A 20157-nucleotide genomic window follows, 5' to 3' on the forward strand; every position below is an offset into this window, starting at 1 on the left:
TTTCCCAAAGAGGAAGTAAGATGAAGGCTGTTATCGCTTGTGCTCATAAGATACTAAGAATTGTCTACAAACTTTTGAAAACACATCAAACTTATGAAGCAGCAAGAGCATTAGGGATGCGGCAACACCCTTAAGACATTTTTAAATATATTCACCTTAAGTATAACACAGATAGTGTTTTTTTGCGCTTTTTTACTGTGTTATTTTCAAATAAAAGACTATGTATGCCTTAATATCACGTTTCTGTTCGTAGTGCCACGATTTTGCTATCTCTTCCTCTCCCCGCTACCTCACGATAGTCAGGCTTGGGAGTCGCTATTGGGTTCACCGGAGCAGGTGCCCGCAGAGGACTTGCACCTCAGATGTACGACATGGCCGTCATACTCAAAAAAGCTGCATGGAATTTTTCCACACAGCTTCACTTTATAGAGAGTAGCTCTTCTTTTATTTCAAGTATCAGAAAATTTTTAATAGCTGAAGACCTAGTCTTTAGTGGTTTCAGATGTCTTTTCGGTATCTGATTCCATTTTAGATACGACTTCGTCGAAAGATAGAGGATGAACGTCCCCTTCTTCCTTTTCCTGATTGCTTGGCATTTGACCAGTTTCATACAAGGACTTGATCTCTTGGCTATCCAAGGTTTCATGTTCTAGGAGGGCTTGAGCAATCAATGCATGTTTTTCACGGTTTTCCTCAATGACCTTACGAGCAGCTTCGTGAGCTTCTACCAATAGCTTACGGACTTCTTGATCAATCTCACGCGCCGTTTGTTCAGACATTGATTTTTCTGGGCTGACTTGGCCAGCCAACATAGCATGGCTACCCTCATATTGAACTGGGCCAAGCAATTCACTCATTCCATATTCTGTGACCATGCTCCGAGCCAATTGAGTTGCTTGTTCAAAGTCATTGGAAGCACCAGTAGTCTGGACACCAAAGATAATCTCTTCGGCTACACGTCCTCCCATCAATCCAGCCAATTGTTCCTTCATATCATCTTTAGATAGCAGAGATTGGTCTTCTTTTGGAAGTGCAATCATGTATCCACCTGCGCGACCGCGTGGTACAATGGTTACTTTGTGCACAACACGTGCATTGGAAAGCACCAAACCAACAATGGTATGTCCGGCCTCATGGTAGGCCACAATTTCCCGTTCGCGTTTGGAGACTTCTTTATCCTTTTTAGATGGTCCAGCAATCACACGATCTTCTGCCTCATCGATATCGGAAGCATCAATTTCCTTTTTATTACGACGAGCGGCAACTAAAGCTGCCTCATTTAAGACATTTTCTAGGTCTGCACCCACAAAACCTGGGGTTTGTTGAGCCACCAATTTCAAATCAACGTCGGCTGCAAGCGGTTTGTTCTTAGCATGGACGCGAAGGATAGCCTCACGACCTTTGACGTCTGGTCTACCAACCAAAATCTTGCGGTCAAATCGACCTGGACGAAGAAGAGCTGGATCTAGGACATCGCTCCGGTTAGTTGCTGCAATAACAATAATTCCTTCGTTACCAGCAAAACCATCCATCTCAATCAAGAGTTGGTTAAGAGTTTGCTCGCGCTCATCATTTCCCCCGCCCATGCCGACACCACGGCGACGGCCAACAGCATCAATCTCATCAATAAAAATGATAGCAGGTGCAGCTTTTTTAGCATCTTCAAAAAGGGAACGGACACGGCTCGCACCGACACCGACAAACATTTCCACAAAATCTGAACCGGAAATACTGAAGAATGGGACACCTGCTTCTCCAGCGACCGCTTTAGCTAGGAGAGTTTTACCGGTTCCTGGAGGGCCTTCAAGCAAGACCCCAGCAGGAATCCGTGCTCCAAGGTTGGTGAAGCGTTTTGGATCTTTAAGGAACTCTACAACTTCAACCAATTCTTGTTTCTCTTCTTCGGCACCAGCAACATCCGCAAAGCGCACTTTGATGTCTTCTTTAGTTGTAGCTTTGGCACGATTACGGCCAAAGTTCATAGCACCACGGGCGCCGCCACCATTCTGGTTCATCATGGTCATAAAGAAGAAAAGTACAATAATGAATGGGACGATACTAATCAAAAACTGAATCCAAGCACCGCTTGAACTTTCCCGTTTAATACTGAGGTCTGCGCCCTGTTCCTGTGCTAAATCCTGAATCCGAGAGATATTAGCTTCCGATGGCAAAATAATGCTGGAGAAATTCTCAGCCTTGGTAGAGCTGGCATCGAAAAATTGAACACCTAAGTCGTTTTTTACTTCTTGTGCTTCTTTATAAGTACCCTGAATTTCAATCACGCTACCATTTGGTTGGTAGCTCAAATCCTTGACATTTCCGTCTTCCAATTGCTTGGTCAACTCAGTAAAGCTAATTTGCTGCGTTTGGGCAGATGAGCTAGTTCCAAAGATGTATTGGAAACCGGTGATTAAAGCAACAACTACGAAGATATAGGCCAGAGGATTACGACCGAAAAAACGGTTGTTTTGTTTCTTCATCTATATTCGTTTCCTTTTATATTTATTTGTAAACTTCCTCTTTCAAGATTCCAATGTAAGGGAGATTCCGGTAATTTTCTTGGTAATCCAAACCAAATCCCACTACAAATTCATTTGGAATTGTGAAGCAGGAATAGTCCGCATCAATCTCAACCTTACGGCCTTCTGGTTTATCTAGAAGAGTTACAATCTTAAGGGAAGCTGGCTTGCGTTCCAAGAACATTTTTTTCAAAATATCCAAGGTCAAACCAGAATCTATAATGTCCTCGATGATCACAATATGTCGATTTTCAATATCTGCAGCTAAATCCTTGACCACTGTCAACTCACCAGTGCTGGCAGTTCCTCCTTGATAACTAGACACAGCCATATAATCTGTTTCCAAATGCGCATCCACATGATTTATCAATTCCGCCATAAAAGGAATTGAACCCTTTAGAATCCCAATGAATACAGGATTTTTATCCATATATTCCTCCGCCAAAGTTTGGCCGAGTTTCTGGGCAGCCGCAACAATTTCCTCATGGGAGATGAGAACTTCTTTGATATCTTGATCTAACATATTCATTTCCTATTCTTTATCCATCTTTTGGACATAAATTCTAGCCTTCATTATACCATGTTCATTCTGGATACTCAAACATGGACCATGAGTATTGAGAATTCCCTGAATCTTTTCATCCTGTAAAACCAACACGGCCTGGTCCCGCTCCTGGATTGGGATTTTTTCATTGATAAACCATCGTCTCAACTTACGCCGCATCCCCCTCCAGACAAAGACATCTCCCTCCTGGCGATGACGCAACAGAACAGGTCTCTCCTCAACCTCTATTTCCGCTAAGATACTCCCTTTAGGTTTTTTTCCGAAGGAAAAATGAAAGGGGCCAAAATCAGTTACTTGACCCGGTTCTAACCAAAAGGACTGCGAGTCAAAGCGAGCTGGGGGGGTCTGGGTCAGTGAAAATTGATTGTAGCGCTTATCTAACCAATATCCCTGACCTAAATAGCTAGTCTGACTGCCCTCTTTTCGAAGCAGATGAGCCAGCTTCTCCACTTGTTCAGGTCCCCGAGGGAACTGGGGATAGTTTTTTAAGTACTGTTCTAAGAGGTAAATTTGCAAGGCTTCTGACTCTTCTTTCCATTTTTCCAAATGAAGAGGATCTAAGGGAGTCGTCAGACTGTTCAAAAGGCTATAAAGCTGCTCTACTTTCTGGGAGAGTCGTAGAAGACCTGTATCTAGCTGGGGATTCTCCTGGCGCAGATCTGGAAGAATCTTGTGACGGACACGATTGCGAAAATAAAGTGGACTATTATTCGAGGCATCTTCGAAATAAACTTCCTGAGGCAAATCCACCTTCGCAAAGTTTAGAAGTGGTCGAATCAGCTGGCCTCCAGCAAAATCCTGACATTCCTGCATGCCCGTGAGATTTTCCAAGTGATTGCCCCGAATCAAACGCATGAGAATGGTCTCTACCTGATCATCGCGATGGTGGCCAGTTACCAAGGCAGTATACCCCTGTTCCGCCATGATTTCAGCAAAGAAATCATAGCGAAAGGCACGCGCCTCAGACTCGCTGAAACCTCCCGTAAAGGAGCGACTATAGAAGGGTAGTTCTAACTCCTGGGCTAGACGTCTCAGGGACTCTTCTTCCCAGTCAGCTTCCGGACGCTGCCCATAATTAACATGAGCCAGCCCCAAATCCAGGCCTAGCTCGTCCCGATTACGGTAAAGGAAACTGAGCAAATATAAGGAATCCTTTCCCCCGGATAAGGCCAGTAATACCTTGGAATGGTCTTGAAAGTAGCCTTCCTTACGGACATGCTCCAGGATCAGAGTTTCCATGGTCATTTTAGCACCTCATAAATATCTTTAGAAATCTTGGAGATCAGCTCATTGTCCTTGTTTTCCGTAAAGATAACCAGGACATAGGGGGATTTAGCATAGACCAGAGCCGCATCATGGTGAAAGGCATCCGCATCACCAATTTTGTGGGCCACAGGAACTGGAAGGTCTCGGGGGATCCGCTGGTCATCAAATGCAGTCTGCTGTAACATTGAAAGTAACTCACCGTTTTGTAGGTAGACAGCCTCCATGAGCCGGCCGGCCATCTCCGGGGTGACCTCTCGGTCTACAACATCCCATTCCTGCCCTACAATCTGCTTGATGGCCTTTTGAAAAGCTGGACTCGACTTATCCGTTCCATAATAGCCCAGGATATTGTGGGCTACATTATCCGATTCTTTTGCAGCCTTATCCTCCAGCTCCTTATAGTTATAGGATTCTTGATTGGGTTCCTTGGGGAGACTTCCTGTTCCCGCAGGATCATAGGCTCCGTCATAATCTTCAGTTTCCTTGGTATACTTCACCCGATCTGTCCACTTCAAGTTCCCTTCAAGAACTTGTTCCTGCACGTAATAAAGATAGGGAAGCTTGGTAATACTAGCAGAATACATCGTCTTATTCTGATTAATCCCTGCCACCTTACTAGTCTCCACTTGCTGAACATAGATACCCACATTCTCATCCTGGTATTTCTCATCTAGTAGCTCTTGAACCCTCTGCATGCGATTGTCCTCCTGACTGAGCGAGGACCAGTCAACATAGTCCCCCTTGTCCGTCACGCCATACTCAGTTCGAGGATAGGTCACTTTCTTAACAATTTTAATAGGTTGATAAGCTTGATAGTTCCTTTTGCTGATCTTGCTTTGATCCTGTGGAACTTCCTTATAAAATTTTGCATCGGGCTGGAGCCAAAGAAGTCCTTCGTAGTCTTCTTCATGCAACAGCTGATTTGAATAAATGAAAGAACGGCTTGCTAAGATAAAGCTGCCGTCCTTCAGTTGAAACAGCGGGGTCCCATCATCCCGGTAGAGCAAATCTTGAATCAGCAGAGCTTGATTCGAAGACCAGGATTTTGCGACCTGGGTCAAATCCTGGTCTTTGAAACTGACCATATCCACTGTAGCTACTGGATTTTCCGGGATTTCCGTGTATAACAAGCTGTAAGATACTTGGAAGAGAGCTGCTGCTTGTTCTGGGGCCAGATTAAGTTTCTCAGCCGGATCCAAATTGACGAATGGCCAGGAGGTAAACCAAGCAAGGACAGGTAAAATCACCCAGGGATGCTTACTTGTCTTCAACATGTTCTAGTAAATAATAGGCCTTATTCTTCTCTTCCAGTTCTGTTAGCTTATCCTCAGAATGTTGGAGAAATAGAGCCACTTTTTTCATGAGTTGGGATTTTTCCATTATTTAGGTAGGAGATCTGGAATCGTGTAGATGGTCTCGCCGTCTTTAGAGTAGTAGTAACGGGCCCGCATGTACTTGCTGGCATAGTCATCATCTTCTAGCTTTTTAGCCAGTGTCGCCAATCTCTCCTCCTCCTTTTCTAATTGTTGGTATTGTTGGTCCATTTCTCGGTATTGCTTTTGTCTTTGTTCCAAAACCTGTCTGGTATTTGCCAGATTAAAGATTGGAAGAATAAACAAAATTACAACCAAAATCAGAACCCAGCCTATAAAGCGATTACGCTGGCGTCGTCCATCATGGTCATTCCGACGCTGCGAAGCTTCCTCCTCAATATAGGCGTTTTTCATTTGGAGGACATTTCTAGGCATCTTCTTCTATCCTTATTTCTTCTAATAGTTCATACATCTTAGAAGCATCTTCTTTTTTGGTACTATCTAGCATCTCTAAGACCTTCACCCGGACAAGTTTATGACCAAAGCGAATCTCCACGATATCGTCGATTTTTAAGTCGGTCGAACTTTTAGCCAAAACGCCATTCACTTTGATTCGTCCCTTGTCCGCCACTTCCTTTGCTACAGGACGACGTTTGATTAAACGAGATACTTTGAGGTATTTGTCTAAGCGCATAAATCTTTCTCCTTTTTTTCTATTGTAACACGTTTTGACCAGAGACCTGCTCTAAGTCCTTGAGTTTTTCTTTAAGTTCCTGGGCTAGGAAGCGCGTGAACTGAAGCAAGGCCTCTAGAATTTCATAATCTTTTTCCTGATGTAAGTTGAAGATCACTTCCATTTTTCCTTGCATGTCACTTAATTGTGCCTTAATAGTGGTTTGCGACAGTGCTTGGAAATAATCTTGGGCCAAGAAATAGCGAGCGGCTTTCGTAGCAAATCGTATATGGATAGCCCCTTTTTTCAAAAGGATATTTTCAATAAAAATCTGATCAGCGTAAGCTTTCAATAGCCCAACTTCTAATAAATACGCCACTGGGTCTGGATATTCTCCAAAGCGGTCCATCAACTCCTCTTGAAGTTCTTGGTAATCCTCTTCCCCTCGGATTTGTCGAATACGCTTGTAAATTTCAATCTTATGGCGTTCATCCTGAATATAGTCGGATGGTAAATAGGCATTGATTCCCAGGGAGATTTCCGCATTGGTTCCTTGCTGGGCCTGAATCTTCCCTTGCTTCTTGGCAATGGCTTCTTCCAATAATTGGGAATAAAGTTCAAATCCAACAGAGTCAATAAAGCCACTCTGGGAACTGCCCAATAGATTTCCAGCTCCTCGAATTGATAGGTCCTGCATGGCAATCTTAAATCCACTTCCCAATTCTGTGAAGCCCTTGATGGCATCTAAGCGTTTCTCTGACGCTTCACTCAAACTTTTATCAGGTCGATAAAAGAGATAAGAGTAAGCAATACGGTTACTACGACCAACTCGTCCCCTCAACTGGTAGAGAGTGGATAGCCCCATGTGATCTGCATTTTCAATAAAGAGCGTATTAGCATTGGGGATATCAACACCCGTTTCAATGATGGTTGTGGTAACCAGGAGATCGTAGACTCCGTTGACAAAATCAAGAAGGGTATTTTCCAGACGTACCTCTGACATTCGTCCATGGACATAGCCAATGGAAGCTTCTGGTATGAGTTCCTGTAATTCAGCAACTTTAAGTTCAATTGTGTCCACACGATTATAGAGGTAATAGGCCTGACCTCCCCGTTCTATTTCTCTAAGAACCGCATCTCGAATTACCTGTGGATTGGTTTCCATCACAAAGGTTTGTACTGGATAACGGTTGGTTGGTGGCGTTTCAATGACTGATAAGTCACGGATTCCTAACATAGACATGTGGAGGGTTCGAGGAATTGGAGTAGCAGTTAGGGTTAGGACATCCACCTTATTTTTCAATTCCTTCAATTTTTCCTTGTGTTTGACGCCAAAACGCTGTTCCTCATCGATAATAATCAAGCCAAGATCGGAAAATGTGACATCACTGGACAAGAGGCGATGGGTTCCGATGATAATGTCAACTTGACCCTTAGCTAACTTCTCCAGGGTAGCTGCCTGCTCCTTCTTAGTCTTAAATCGACTCAGTCCATCGACTTCCACAGCAAACTCAGCGAAACGTTCTTGAAAGTTGACCAGATGTTGTTGGGCTAAGACGGTGGTAGGAACCAGAACTGCCACCTGTTTATGGTCTTGAACAGCCTTAAAGGCAGCTCGCATGGCAACTTCTGTTTTTCCAAACCCAACATCCCCCACCAAGAGGCGGTCCATAGGTTTATCCTTTTCCATATCTTCCTTAATCTCTTGGATACTCTTGAGCTGGTCATCTGTTTCGACATAAGGGAAGTCCTGGTCAAAGTCTTCTTGATCTGGACCATCCGGAGAAAAGGCAAAGCCTTTTAATTGAGCACGCGCTGCATACAGTTTCAGTAGGTCATCAGCGATATCTTGAACCTGCTTCTCAACCTTTCGTTTCGCTTTCTGGAAGCGCCCATCATTCAATTTATTGAGTTTTGGTGCCTTACCTTCGCTTCCTATATATTTGGAGAGTAAATCCAGTTGATCAACAGGTAAGGAAATTCGATCTCCATTTTCATAACGAACTGTTACATAATCCCGGTAACTACCTAACACTTCGATGGTCTCGATTCCAAGATACTGTCCAATCCCATGAATAGCGTGGACAACATAGTCGCCTTTTTCTAATTCTTGGTAACTTTTTAAGCGCTCCGCATTGCTTATGTTTTGACGGCGAACCCGACGTTTGGTTTTCTTTTGAAACAATTCCTTTTCTGTTATTAGTAATAACTTTTGATCCTGCAATTGAAAACCTTGACTGAGGCCAAGTTTACAGAATTGGATCTCGTTTTCTCTGATTTCATCGCTATTCACAGTTTTAATTGTCAAGTTGTAATCTTGTAAAGTTTCTTGTAAAGTTTGTAAATGCTCTGTAGAGGTTATGTCAAGTACAATTGTATAGCCTGATTTTTGGAAGCGTAAGAGCTCGTCTTTAATCAGTGGTAGTTGACTGAAGTAATCTTGAAGCGGGAATTCTTGAAACTGGTGCAATCCACTTAATTTCAAATTTCCAAATCCACGTTGTAAATAAGAAAAGAAGCTAGCTGGCTTGTAAAGTCGCCACTTAGAATAGGAATCTAAGAAATAGAGCTGTCTTGACAGTGCTTTATCAACTTGTAATTGATCTGTCAAGTATTGCGCAACTTCTAACTCTTGCTGAGCTTTTTTATCTGTCAACCTTTGGAATTCATCGAAAATCACCAAACTATTCTTAGGAAGGTAGTCTAAAAGAGACCATTCTCCCTCATAGAAATACTGGAGAAAGCTGGGAAAGGCTTCGTGATAGGATCGCGACCGAATAGATGCTAAGATTTCCTGCAAATAAGATAGGAGGCTAGGACGACTTTGGTTTTTCATCAAGTCCAAAAATGCTGCTTCAGCTCGTTCATAGTCCTCTTCTCCAACAAGTTGGCTACGGACAGGTTGAATCAAAATAGACTCAACTTTTTCCTGGGAGCGTTGGTGTTCCGGACTAAAGGTGCGGAGATTGTCTAACTCATCTCCGAAAAATTCTAAACGATAAGGAAGCTCTTGGCCCAAAGGGAAAAGATCTAAGATATCTCCCCGCTGACTGTACTCCCCTTCTTGGGTGACCTGTCCCACTTTGGTATAGCCCATCTCATTTAGCTGATCTAGTATCTGTTCAAATGGATAGGCTATGCCTACTGTCAAAGTCTGGCTATAGGCACGATAGGCTCGTGGATCAGGAAGACGCAGTCCTAGAGCCGCTAGGTTGGCAATCACAATGCCTTCCCCTTCCTCTTGCAAAAATTGTAGAGTCTGAGCTCGGGTGTACTCTCTTTCCTTAGAAGAAAAAGCCAACTCCACTACGGCCACATCCTCTGCTAGAAAGCGGTAAATTTTTTCCTCCCCTACCAATGCAATCAGGTCACTTTCCAGGCGCTCCGCCTCGACCGTGCTCGCTACGATGGTAACAATTTTCGCTTTTTTCTTGCCAAGAAGACTAGCTAGCGCCAAGGCTTTACTGGTCGCAGATAGGCCAAGCACCAATTGCCGAGAGCTAGGATCAAATCCGTCAAGCCAGTCCTGAATTTGCTGATTTTGTTCAAATAGAGAAATCAGGTTCTGTTTAGCCATTGTAGCACCTCATACTTGCTTCTAGGTTCCTTGTATCCAGATAGTAGTAAAAAGCCTCTGTGACCCGTTCTAGAGCTTCTGAGATGGCAATCTGATCGTCCGTACTAAATTTACCTAGGACATAGTTGGGCACAGATTGTTGGGGAGCTGGTCTTCCAATTCCGATTTTAAAGCGTAAAAAATCAGAGTGACCTAGCAGGTGGATTATATTTTTGATACCATTGTGACCCCCTGCTGATCCCTTTGCCCGAAGTCTTACCTTGCCAACAGTCATGTCGAGATCATCATAAATTACGATTAAATCTTCTGCCCTTAACCCGTAATAAGCCAGGAGAGCTTCAACCGCCAATCCACTTTTATTCATAAAAGTAGTTGGTTTAGCTAAATAAATCTTTTCTCCTTGGTAGAAAAAAGAGGTAAGTTCGGCCTGAAAAATCCGATCTTCTTTAAAGATTACGCCTTCTTTTTGGGCAATTTGATCTACAAATTGAAATCCAACATTGTGGCGTGTACCTTGGTATTTAGAGCCTGGGTTTCCCAGGCCAACAATGAGTTTTGTCATAATTCCTCCAATACGAAAAGAGGTCGGAGTAGGGCCAACCTCGGTTCTTGAATTGATTAAACGTTAAAGCGGAACTCCATGATGTCACCGTCTTGGACAATGTATTCTTTTCCTTCCTCACGGAGGCGACCAGCCTCTTTGACAGCTTTCTCGCTACCGTAGGTCATAAGATCATCGTAGGACATGGTTACAGCACGGATAAAGCCCTTTTCGAAGTCTGAGTGGATAATGCCAGCTGCTTGCGGAGCCTTCATGCCGCGTTTAAAAGTCCAGGCCCGGACTTCTTTTTCACCAGCTGTGAAATAGGTTCCGAGTCCGAGTAGATGATAAGCAGCTCGAGTTAATTTGTCGACACCTGATTCATTCAAGCCCATAGCTTCAAGAAATTCTGCCTTGTCTTCTTCCTCTAATTCAGAAATTTCTTCTTCCGCGCGAGCTGAGATAACCACCACTTCTGCATTTTCTGTTGCTGCGAAAGCACGAATTTGTTGCACATATTCAATTGCATCTGGATCAGCTACTTGATCTTCATCTACATTAGCCACATATAAAACTGGTTTTGTGGTGAGGAGGAAGAGACCTTTCACAATAGCCTCTTCTTCAGGGCTAAATTCAATGGTTCGCGCAGATTTACCATCCTCTAGGACAGGTTTGATTTTTTCTAAGACTGCAAATTCCGCTACAGAATCCTTGTCTTTCTGGGTTCGAGCCATTTTTTCAACACGCGCATAGCGCTTGTTAATGCTTTCCAAGTCCGCTAGGATTAGCTCTAAATTAATGGTATCAATATCCGCCATCGGATCCACAAAGTCAGATTCTCGTCCTTGTTCACGCATAACATTTTCATCCTCAAAAGCACGGACCACATGGACAATCGCATCCACTTCGCGAATATTGGCTAAAAACTTATTCCCCAGACCTTCGCCGTTTGATGCCCCTTTAACAATCCCTGCAATATCGGTGAACTCAAATGTCGTTGGTACGGTTTTCTGTGGTTTGATGTACTCGGTCAATTTGATAAGTCGCTCATCTGGCACTTCAACTCGACCAACATTAGGATCGATTGTTGCAAAGGGGTAATTGGCAGCCTCTGCGCCTGCTCTTGTAATCGCATTAAATAAGGTCGACTTCCCAACATTTGGTAAGCCAACAATTCCTGCTGTTAAAGCCATCTTTTTCTCCTCATTTCATGTAAGTGAAAGCAACTCTTTTTGTAGATTATAATTTCTGCTCTCAGTCATCCAATCCATTATATCAAAAATTAAAAAGAGGGGTAAGTTCAAACGAATCTTCGCTTGACTATCATCCCCTCTTGAATTTATTCTTCAACCACCCGCTTAAGCTTTCTTTCAAAGTCATGCCGACTCATCATGACTAGATGCTGGCAATTGCGACACTGAAGTTTGATATCGGCTCCCACGCGCCTCACTTCCCAATCATTAGCTTTCTTCCCAGTGGACTTGACCAAACAAGCGTGTGGCTTTTTCATTTCGACCTTGCTTCCAACTTGGTACATAGAACCTCCTAATTTGTTCGAACAGGAGTAATCAATTGAATCAATTGATCTTCTTCAGCTGCTTTTAGAGTGAAAGGTCGAATAGGGGAGATAAAGCTCAAAATAACTTCTTCAGACTTAATCGCTTTTAAGGCCTCAATCATATAGTTGGGGTTAAAGCTAATGCTCAAGTCTTCTCCCTCAATGGCCAAAACTTCCAATTCTTCATCCACTTGTCCTACCTCAGGAGAGTTAACATAGGAACGCACAGTCTGGTCTTTAATTTCCACTTTCACTGTTCCATTTTGAGTTGCATTGGACAAAAGTCGAGCCCGTTCCATGGCTTGGCGTAGCTGTACCACGTTGAAGGTAAGTTGACTATTGGACATTGTTGGAATTAAACGGTTTGTATCCGGATAATTCCCTTCTAGTAAGCGGATGTAGAATGAAATGTATTCACTCTTAAAGAGCAATTGATTTTGAGCAAAGAAAACCTCAATGGATGTAATTTCATCGCCAAATACTGCTGTAAATTCTTTCAGAGATTTACTTGGAATCACCACATCAAAAGCATCACCAGCATTTTCTAGTTGGATAATTTTTTGACTGAGACGATGAGAATCTGTTGCAACTGTTTTCAATTGTTTATTTTCATCAAGAACAAAATGAACCCCTGTTAAAATTGGGCGACTTTCTTGAGAGCTTGCAGCAAAAGCTGTCTCGGAAATCAATTCTTTAAGGACTTTTGTCTCTAATAGAAGTGGATTACTGGTTGGAATTTCTTGGATACGTGGGTATTGGTTACTGTCTTTTCCTTTTAGGGTAATCTCTGATTTTCCACTTTTAAGCAAAAGCTGCTTATTTTCAATTTCTTTTAAATCTAATTCAAGTGAAGGAAGGCTAGAGATAACATTAATAAAGAATGTAGCTTCTAAAAGAAGACTGCCTGGTTGATCAACAACAAGTCCAGCATCTTTTTGCTCAACAGGAATAAAATTCTCGATAGAAATTTGCCCGTTGGAACCAATTAAGATGACTCCTTCAGCATGAGCTTCAATTTTTAAGGTTGAAAGAATTGGAATTGCATTTTTAGAACTAATAGCACGTTTAACTGTGTTAAGGGCTTGTAGAAAAAAATTCTTGTTTATAGAGAATTGTAACATGGAATCTCCTTTATTTATTTTTTAGTGATTATTATTTAATAATAGTAGTAGGGCTTGTGGATACTGTGGATAAAAGGCTCAATCCATTGTCCATCAAGTGAATAGACTTGTGCACAACCTGTGGATAACTTGTTGATAAGTTTTTGAGTTATTCACAGGGAGTTATACTCATTGCATTTCAAAATGTGACTTAGTTAAGCCTCTTTGATGAACTTACTGATTGCGTGCTTTCAAGTCTTATCCTTAATATTCAATAGGTCTCCTACACCTGTTGAGCTATCATCATGGGATTTCCTCGTCATTTTTCTGAAATTCCGCGAGTATTCTGATTTTGAAATTAGTTAAGTATTATTTTATTTTTTTCTTTAATTCGGATATTTCGATCTGAAGGGCTTGGTCTTCTTCGATTTGCTTTTTGATTTTATTGTGACTGTGCATGACCGTTGTATGATCTTTTCCTCCAAATGCTTTACCAATTTTAGGGGTTGAATTGTCGGTCAATTCGCGGCTGAGGTACATGGCTACAGAACGGGCTTTAACGATATTTTGCTTACGGCTGGTTCCTTTAATCTCTTTAAGGCTTATGCCATAGAATTTTCCTACTACTTCTTGGATGGTATCAATTGGAATAACGCGTGAAATACGGCGCGTGTCTTCTTTTCTGGACCGAATAGCCTTTGCTGCGACTTCCACAGTAATCTCAGTGATTCCTTCAACTTGTGCGGTCAGCTTGATATCATTAAGGGCTCCTTCAATTTCTCGGACATTGTTGTCAAATTGATTGGCTAAATATTCGTAGGTTTCGGTTGGGAATCTATATGGTGAGTGCTCTGTCTTGGATTTTAAAATGGCAATCCGGGTTTCGTAGTCTGGTGGGGTAATGTCACATACCAGACCCCAAGCAAATCGTGTGGTTAGGCGATCAGCTATTCCCTTTAACTCAGTGTGAGGGCGGTCACTAGTAAAGACAATCTGCTTCCCTTCTTTGTACAGAGCTTCAAAGGTATTGAAAAGCTCTTCTTGGGTCGATGCCATACTTTCTTTGTTTAAGGCTTGAATATCATCGATAATTAATAGGTCGAGAGTTCGGAATCTTTTTTTAAATTCATCTGTTGTCATCAAGCGGATGGAATCGATGAAATTATTCATGAAATTCTCAGCGGATATATAGAGAACTCGGTTACCAGGAAAGACACCAAAATAAAAATTTCCGATTGCATTGATCAGATGTGTCTTTCCTAATCCAGGTCCTCCGTGTAGAAAGAGTGGATTATAGGTATTACCTGGACTTTCGGCAACAGCCATGCTGGCTGAAAAGGCAAATTTGTTGCCTTCTCCTAAAACAAAATCTTCAAAAGTATAGCGACTTTGGAGTCCAGTGTCTGTAAAAGATTGTTCTCGAATAGGGGCTCTAAAAGTTGGACTATCACTGTTAAAAGTTGGATTTGGTTTTTCAAAGACATATTCGACTTTTAATTCCCTGTCAAAGACTTCGAATCCAGCAACGATCAAATTGGATTGGATATTGTTTTCCCAGTAGTCTGCTTTTGCTGAGTTGTCTAAGTAAATGGTGACGGTTTGATCATCCACCGAAACCAATTCTGCGGGTTCAACAAAAAATTGGATAACTTCTGATTGTTTGGAATCTCTGGTTAACTCTAAAAACCGCTGCCAAAATGCTTCGTTTTTGTTCATAGCGATTCCTTTCTTGTGTAAAATCAATTAGGAAAATTATACCACATAGCCTAGTTTTCCACAAGCTGTGGAAAGTAATCCACCTGTTTGTTAATAGTTTTCCACAGGGTGTGAATTACTTGGGAAAGCTTTGAATATCCTGGGAGTAGCCTGTGAGAAATGTTGTGGGGAAAAAATAAAAATCCACATGCCTATTTCAGCATGTGGATAATTCGGTCATATTCATCCAGGGAATCAAAGTAAATTGTGATACTTCCCTGGTTATTTTTGTCTTGTTTAATCTGGATGCGCGTGCCTAGGATCTCTTGAAGCTTGCGTTCTTCTTCGGAGAGAAAGGGATCCTTGGGCTTCTTAGTTACTGGGGACTGCGGATTTTTCAGTTCTTTTTCTAGCTGTCGAACTGTCCATCCCTTCTCGATGACTTGCTGCAAATAGTGCAGCTGTTCTTCTGTTTTAAAAGCCAAGAGGAGCCTAGCGTGACCTGGACTAATGGTGCCCTGGCTAAGCGCTTCTTGTAGACCTGGGGCTAATTTCAGGAGACGCAGACTATTTGAGATATAAGGTCGAGATTTTCCTAATTGCTGGCCGATATCTTCGTGGGTTAGTCCATGTTCTACCAGTTTTTGAAAGGCAAGGGCTTCCTCGATAGGATCCAAGTCTACCCGTTGGAGATTTTCGATAATTGCTTGTTCCATCATTTGGGAATTGGTTAAGTCCTTAACCAGTGCTGGTATGGTGGTCCATCCTAGCTCTTGACAGGCGCGAAGGCGCCGTTCCCCTGCAAGTAATTCATAACCAGTAATGGGCGATTTTCGGACAATAATGGGTTGAATGAGGCCGTTGACACTAATTGATTGACTCAATTCTGTCAAGGCAGAATCCGAAAAGTGTCGCCTAGGTTGATAAGGATTGGTCTGAATATCTTGGATGGAAAGTTCTGCCATGTAATCCATTAGTAAAGTATAACACCGCTTTACGAAAATGTAAAGCGGTGAGAAGGTTATTGTTTCAAGTCTTGAGTAGTTTTATCGAGTTTGACATCTACTTTCTGGAGCTTGCCATTACGGTAAAATTCAATGGTAATCGTATCATTGATGTTTTTACTGTAAAGCGCTGATTGTAAATCACTGGTTGACTGAATATCTGTATCGTCAATCTTTGTGATGACGTCATATTGTTCCAATTTACCGTCAACTGGGAATCCTTCCTGAGTAGAACGGACAACGACACCTCCTTGGATATCCTCTGGGAGGTTGAGGCGATCGAGATCGCTGGTAGTCAGATTGGTCAGGTTGAGCATGCTGATTCCAAGTGCTGGGCGGCGAATAGAACCATTCTCCTCTAACTGCTCAACTATGGCAATAACTTCATTTGAAGGAATTGCGAAGCCCATTCCTTCTACAGAGACTCCAGAAATGCTGGAGGCAATCTTGCTTGAGGTAATTCCGATGACTTGGCCATCGATATTGATCAAAGGTCCTCCTGAGTTCCCTGGGTTGATAGCTGCATCCGTTTGTAGAGCCTTGGTTGAGATTGTCTGACCGTCTTCTGATTTAGAGGTTACCGTTCTCTCCAAACTTGAGATAATTCCTTGGGTTACAGAATTAGCATAGTCTGTTCCTAGGGGGCTACCGATAGCGATAGCTGTTTCTCCGATACTTAATTGGCTGGAATCACCAAAAGTTGCCACTTCTTGGACTTTGTCAGCAGGGATACGAACGACCGAGATGTCTGAATAGACATCTGAACCAATCACTTCTCCTTCGACCTTGCTGCCATCTGCAAATTGAATGTCGAGACGGCTAGCTCCAGAGATGACATGGGTATTGGTGACGAGATAGGCGTATTTTCCGTCTTTTTTGTAGATGACACCGGATCCTTCTCCAGCCGCGGCATCTTCCCCACTCTCATTTGGACCAAGGTTGAAAATACTGTTACTTTGGTCATTTTCAGCATAGCTGATGACGGATACAACAGCATTTTGAACTTTATTCACAGCAAGTGTTGTACTGGTTTCATGTTTTTGTGTTTTTTGTGGAACCACCTGTGTCTGGTTGCTGAGCAAATTTTGATTTTGAGACAATTGAGTGCCAGCATAGCCTCCTAAAAAGCTAAGTCCAAGGATACCAGCAGCAATCGCGGGTGTTTTTAATGATTTATTTTTCATGTGGGCCTCCAATTCACAAGTTGACTATATAAAATCAGACTTAATTATAGCTTAAAACCACAAAGTTATCCACAAATTGTGGATAACTTTGTGTATAATGAGGATATGAGAGTAAAGTTTTTAACAGTTGGAAAATTAAAAGAAAAATATCTGCGAGACGGGATCCAAGAATATCAGAAACGCTTATCGCGTTTTTGCCAGGTGGAGATGATTGAAGTTGCAGATGAACGCATCCCAGATAAGGCTAGCTCCAGAGAAAAAGCAGCCATTATTGAAAAAGAAGGTCAGAAAATCGAAGCGAAAATTCAAGATCGTGATTTTCTGGTTGTTTTGGCCATTGAGGGGAAACTCCAGTCTTCTGAGGAATTAAGTCAAGCCTTGGCAGGCGCAACCTTAAACGGCCACTCCACCTTGACCTTTGTCATAGGGGGCAGCCTAGGCTTATCTGACCGAATTAAGACAAGGGCTAACTTGCTTTTGAGTTTTGGGCGGATGACCCTGCCTCATCAGTTGATGAAAATGATTCTGGTTGAACAGGTTTATCGCTCCTTTATGATCCAAGAAGGAAGTCCCTACCATAAATAAATCAGCTGGGCTGTATTGTAGCTGAACCGATGGCTTTGACAGGAATACGGAAGTTCTGCCTTCTTGCATGCTGTCGTTTTATTTGGTATAATTAGGAGAATTGGTCCCATAGCTCAGCTGGATAGAGCATTCGCCTTCTAAGCGAACGGTCGCAGGTTCGAATCCTGCTGGGATCATGTAGATGCTTGCCTGATGCACAAAGGACTGGTTTCTAGCCAGTTCTTTTTTTGCCCGCTAAAATGAAATGAAAATCATCATTTTCAGAAAATAGCCCTGCATATTATACATTTCAGGCAGTTTTTATGACATTTTGGGACCTAGCTCCCCATCGGAGGATCGTTTAAGATATACTATTAAATTGCTATGGAAGTTCATTTGTTTTTACGAGACGATAGTCCGTTTCATCTGCTTTTATTGCTTATCCGTGCTGTGGGCCTGGGCTGGCTCTTTTTTAGTCTACTGAGAAATCGGGTGAAGTGGCCCTTCTTTCTTTATTTTTGGCTTTATGAGTTGGTTCTTGTGGGAATCGGAACTTTGCGCTTCTTCTTCTTTTACTTTCTCTTATTTGCAGAACCCTTCATACTCTCGTGGTTCCTGTATCGGAATACCTACGAGAGTTTTCGTTTCTCTTCTTACTCAGTGGGGATACTCTATCTAGGATTTGATTTATTACGAGTTTTCTTCTTATTTTGTCTCTATACAATTGTAGGTCATGAGTTTTTTGTGGATTTTCATCTCCTTCTGTACGGTTTGATGGCTGGTTTGTCCCTGCATACCTTGTATTTGCTGTTCCAATATTTTCATCGTTATCTGTTATTTATGGATGAGCCACGTTTTCGAAAGCAGATTCGAATTTCTTTCGTATGCTTTATCTTGATCCATCTTTTCCTGACCCTTTCGCAAATGTGTACCTGTTCGATTTTATCCATTGGTTGTTCCGGCTTCTTGCGAACGGCATCGCTTTATCTTTTTGCCTTTGTTATCTTGCGGTTGCGCTTGTCTATTCTTTCTTTTGAAAAAAAGGAAAGGGAGAATAAGCTCCCCATGACTAAGTTATGCAAAAAGTTAGGGTGCATGTATCAAGATTTAAGGGGCTTTCGGCATGATTTTGCAGGGATGATGGTGAGTTTTACGGCAGCGATTGAAAGTAGGGATTGGGAATTGGTTGAAAAATTACATAGGGAAGTGTTGGTAGAGGCTAATGAAGTCATGTCTTCCCGTGAATATTCTTATTTTGATCTCTGTCTCTTGGAAGATAAGACTATTCGGAGTTTGATTTTCCATTATCTCTGTCAGGCACAAGAAAAAGGCTTGAATTTTTATCTAGAAATTCGAGACAAGGTGCCGCCCATGGAAGTGAATCAACTGGCTTTGGTGCGACTGCTGAATATCTTACTGACCAATGCTATCGAGGCGGCTCAAGTCTCTGAGAGTAAACGAATTGATTTGGCCTTGTTTAGAAGTGATCAGGGACTTGAGATGATCTTGGAAAATAGTCGTCCCCCTGGTGAGTTGAATATTCAAAAAATCTTTCAGTCGGATTGGTCTACTAAGGGATCTGACAGGGGGACTGGTTTGTTTACGGTTCAGCGGATCTTAAACCACGAGGAAGTTCTGTTATTGGAGACTGAGATTGGTTCTCAGAACTTCATACAACATCTAACCATAAGGAGTTAACTATGAAAGTGCTGATTTTAGAGGATCAGGTTCATCATCAAGTTCGCTTGGAAAGGATTCTTCAAGAACTTGGAGAGGAACTTCAGCAAAAACTAGACATTCGATCGACGGGAAAGTTGGAAGAATTTATGGAATATCACGCGCAAGCAGAAGTTCATCAGCTTTATTTTTTGGATATTGAAATCCAAAATCGTGAGCGATCGGGGCTGGAGGTAGCGCGTGAAATTCGGCAAAATAACCCTTACGCGATTATTGTATTTACCAGCTCTCATTCAGAATTTGCCTTGCTGACTTTTCGCTATCAAGTAGCTGCTTTGGATTTTATTCCCAAGGATTTGGCAAAAGATGTATTCCGTTTGCGAATCCGTGAGGTTTTGGAATACAGTCGAACTCATTTTTTAGATATGGATACTGAGGAAGATTTTTTTGATTTCAGTACCAAAGGAGAACGCCTCCGCATTCCTTTTCAAGATATTCTTTATATCGAAACAGCGGCTAGCTCTCACAAGTTACGAATTGTTGGTAAAAATTTTATCAAGGAATTTTCTGGCACCTTGCAGGAATTGAAAGGTTTAACAGATCCTCAAGGGAGAGAGCGTTTCTTTTGCCCCCACAAATCTTATTTGGCAAATATTCAAAATATCCGAGGCTGGGATAGACGGAAAAAAGAAGTTTTATTCTACGGTCAGGCCAGTTGTCCCTTGTCACGACTACGTTTAACAGCTATGAAAGAATTACTGGAAGAAAAAAATAAAATTTTTTGAAAAAAAGTCTGTCAATCAAAGATGATTATGTCCCGAAAAAATGATTAATATGGGCTAGAATAATTAGCGCGATTTTATTTGACACCAGGTACCTTTGAAGCTGTTTTTTAGACTAAACCAAGGCTACGATTAGCCT

The 20157-nt window shown here is 42.1% G+C and carries 17 protein-coding genes and 1 tRNA gene; 4 read left to right on the forward strand and 14 right to left on the reverse strand.

Annotation, left to right across the window (positions count from 1 at the left end):
- Positions 1-482 precede the first annotated feature (482 nt).
- From ftsH to I1A59_RS07400, 14 genes are all read right to left on the reverse strand, one after another.
- Entirely contained in the window at positions 483-2480 is a 1998-nt protein-coding gene (gene ftsH / locus I1A59_RS07335; protein WP_196092132.1) for an ATP-dependent zinc metalloprotease FtsH, read from the reverse strand.
- Positions 2481-2502: 22 nt separating this feature from the next.
- Positions 2503-3042 (reverse strand): hypoxanthine phosphoribosyltransferase, encoded by a 540-nt coding sequence (hpt, locus tag I1A59_RS07340; RefSeq protein WP_196092133.1) that lies wholly within the window; start codon positions 3040-3042, stop codon positions 2503-2505.
- A gap of 9 nt (positions 3043-3051) precedes the next feature.
- The gene (gene tilS / locus I1A59_RS07345) at positions 3052-4329 is read right to left on the reverse strand and encodes a tRNA lysidine(34) synthetase TilS (protein WP_196092134.1); all 1278 of its coding nucleotides are present in this window, start codon (positions 4327-4329) and stop codon (positions 3052-3054) included.
- On the reverse strand, positions 4326-5624 hold the full coding sequence (locus tag I1A59_RS07350; protein ID WP_196092135.1) for a serine hydrolase: 1299 nt from the start codon (positions 5622-5624) through the stop codon (positions 4326-4328). The genes tilS and I1A59_RS07350 overlap by 4 nt, the downstream gene beginning before the upstream one ends.
- 105 nt (positions 5625-5729) lie before the next feature.
- Positions 5730-6098 (reverse strand): septum formation initiator family protein, encoded by a 369-nt coding sequence (locus tag I1A59_RS07355; RefSeq protein ID WP_196092136.1) that lies wholly within the window; start codon positions 6096-6098, stop codon positions 5730-5732.
- A complete protein-coding gene (locus tag I1A59_RS07360; protein ID WP_196092137.1) occupies positions 6091-6357 on the reverse strand; it encodes an RNA-binding S4 domain-containing protein in 267 nt (88 codons plus the stop codon). The genes I1A59_RS07355 and I1A59_RS07360 overlap by 8 nt, the downstream gene beginning before the upstream one ends.
- A gap of 19 nt (positions 6358-6376) precedes the next feature.
- Positions 6377-9913 carry a transcription-repair coupling factor gene (mfd, locus tag I1A59_RS07365; RefSeq protein WP_196092138.1) on the reverse strand — a complete coding sequence of 1179 codons (3537 nt, stop codon included), beginning with the start codon at positions 9911-9913 and terminating at the stop codon, positions 6377-6379.
- Entirely contained in the window at positions 9906-10475 is a 570-nt protein-coding gene (gene pth, locus I1A59_RS07370; protein ID WP_196092139.1) for an aminoacyl-tRNA hydrolase, read from the reverse strand. The genes mfd and pth overlap by 8 nt, the downstream gene beginning before the upstream one ends.
- Positions 10476-10531: 56 nt before the next feature.
- Positions 10532-11647: a redox-regulated ATPase YchF gene (ychF, locus tag I1A59_RS07375; protein ID WP_196092140.1), complete on the reverse strand. Its 1116-nt coding sequence runs from the start codon at positions 11645-11647 to the stop codon at positions 10532-10534.
- Between the two features lie 146 nt (positions 11648-11793).
- The gene (locus I1A59_RS07380; protein WP_196092141.1) at positions 11794-11991 is read right to left on the reverse strand and encodes a DUF951 domain-containing protein; all 198 of its coding nucleotides are present in this window, start codon (positions 11989-11991) and stop codon (positions 11794-11796) included.
- An 8-nt stretch (positions 11992-11999) separates the two neighbouring features.
- Positions 12000-13133, reverse strand: coding sequence for a DNA polymerase III subunit beta (gene dnaN / locus I1A59_RS07385; protein WP_196092142.1), 1134 nt, complete (start codon positions 13131-13133; stop codon positions 12000-12002).
- A 348-nt stretch (positions 13134-13481) separates the two neighbouring features.
- Positions 13482-14828 (reverse strand): chromosomal replication initiator protein DnaA, encoded by a 1347-nt coding sequence (dnaA, locus tag I1A59_RS07390; protein ID WP_196092143.1) that lies wholly within the window; start codon positions 14826-14828, stop codon positions 13482-13484.
- A gap of 191 nt (positions 14829-15019) precedes the next feature.
- On the reverse strand, positions 15020-15781 hold the full coding sequence (locus I1A59_RS07395) for a ParB/RepB/Spo0J family partition protein (protein WP_196092144.1): 762 nt from the start codon (positions 15779-15781) through the stop codon (positions 15020-15022).
- Between the two features lie 47 nt (positions 15782-15828).
- The gene (locus tag I1A59_RS07400) at positions 15829-16995 is read right to left on the reverse strand and encodes a S1C family serine protease (protein ID WP_196092145.1); all 1167 of its coding nucleotides are present in this window, start codon (positions 16993-16995) and stop codon (positions 15829-15831) included.
- A 105-nt stretch (positions 16996-17100) separates the two neighbouring features.
- Between I1A59_RS07400 and rlmH the strand changes: the two genes are divergently transcribed.
- The 4 genes from rlmH to I1A59_RS07420 all read left to right on the forward strand — a co-directional run bounded on the left by rlmH (position 17101) and on the right by I1A59_RS07420 (position 20021).
- Complete coding sequence (gene rlmH, locus I1A59_RS07405; RefSeq protein ID WP_196092146.1) at positions 17101-17580, forward strand: 23S rRNA (pseudouridine(1915)-N(3))-methyltransferase RlmH; 480 nt, start codon at positions 17101-17103, stop codon at positions 17578-17580.
- Positions 17581-17682: 102 nt separating this feature from the next.
- A tRNA-Arg gene (locus I1A59_RS07410) sits at positions 17683-17756 on the forward strand.
- Between the two features lie 199 nt (positions 17757-17955).
- Positions 17956-19257: a GHKL domain-containing protein gene (locus tag I1A59_RS07415; protein WP_196092147.1), complete on the forward strand. Its 1302-nt coding sequence runs from the start codon at positions 17956-17958 to the stop codon at positions 19255-19257.
- Positions 19258-19259: 2 nt separating this feature from the next.
- Positions 19260-20021 (forward strand): LytTR family DNA-binding domain-containing protein, encoded by a 762-nt coding sequence (locus I1A59_RS07420; RefSeq protein WP_196092148.1) that lies wholly within the window; start codon positions 19260-19262, stop codon positions 20019-20021.
- Positions 20022-20157: the final 136 nt, after the last annotated feature.

The sequence above is a fragment of the Streptococcus sp. NLN76 genome, assembly GCF_015686645.1.
Taxonomy (GTDB): Bacteria; Bacillota; Bacilli; order Lactobacillales; family Streptococcaceae; genus Streptococcus.

Coding starts and splice junctions, on each gene's coding strand:
- ftsH (WP_196092132.1), bottom strand. CDS start 2,480: ATGAAGAAACAAAACAACCGTTTTTTCGGTCGTAATCCTCTGGCCTAT.
- hpt (WP_196092133.1), bottom strand. CDS start 3,042: ATGTTAGATCAAGATATCAAAGAAGTTCTCATCTCCCATGAGGAAATT.
- tilS (WP_196092134.1), bottom strand. CDS start 4,329: ATGACCATGGAAACTCTGATCCTGGAGCATGTCCGTAAGGAAGGCTAC.
- I1A59_RS07350 (WP_196092135.1), bottom strand. CDS start 5,624: ATGTTGAAGACAAGTAAGCATCCCTGGGTGATTTTACCTGTCCTTGCT.
- I1A59_RS07355 (WP_196092136.1), bottom strand. CDS start 6,098: ATGCCTAGAAATGTCCTCCAAATGAAAAACGCCTATATTGAGGAGGAA.
- I1A59_RS07360 (WP_196092137.1), bottom strand. CDS start 6,357: ATGCGCTTAGACAAATACCTCAAAGTATCTCGTTTAATCAAACGTCGT.
- mfd (WP_196092138.1), bottom strand. CDS start 9,913: ATGGCTAAACAGAACCTGATTTCTCTATTTGAACAAAATCAGCAAATT.
- pth (WP_196092139.1), bottom strand. CDS start 10,475: ATGACAAAACTCATTGTTGGCCTGGGAAACCCAGGCTCTAAATACCAA.
- ychF (WP_196092140.1), bottom strand. CDS start 11,647: ATGGCTTTAACAGCAGGAATTGTTGGCTTACCAAATGTTGGGAAGTCG.
- I1A59_RS07380 (WP_196092141.1), bottom strand. CDS start 11,991: ATGTACCAAGTTGGAAGCAAGGTCGAAATGAAAAAGCCACACGCTTGT.
- dnaN (WP_196092142.1), bottom strand. CDS start 13,133: ATGTTACAATTCTCTATAAACAAGAATTTTTTTCTACAAGCCCTTAAC.
- dnaA (WP_196092143.1), bottom strand. CDS start 14,828: ATGAACAAAAACGAAGCATTTTGGCAGCGGTTTTTAGAGTTAACCAGA.
- I1A59_RS07395 (WP_196092144.1), bottom strand. CDS start 15,781: ATGGATTACATGGCAGAACTTTCCATCCAAGATATTCAGACCAATCCT.
- I1A59_RS07400 (WP_196092145.1), bottom strand. CDS start 16,995: ATGAAAAATAAATCATTAAAAACACCCGCGATTGCTGCTGGTATCCTT.
- rlmH (WP_196092146.1), top strand. CDS start 17,101: ATGAGAGTAAAGTTTTTAACAGTTGGAAAATTAAAAGAAAAATATCTG.
- I1A59_RS07420 (WP_196092148.1), top strand. CDS start 19,260: ATGAAAGTGCTGATTTTAGAGGATCAGGTTCATCATCAAGTTCGCTTG.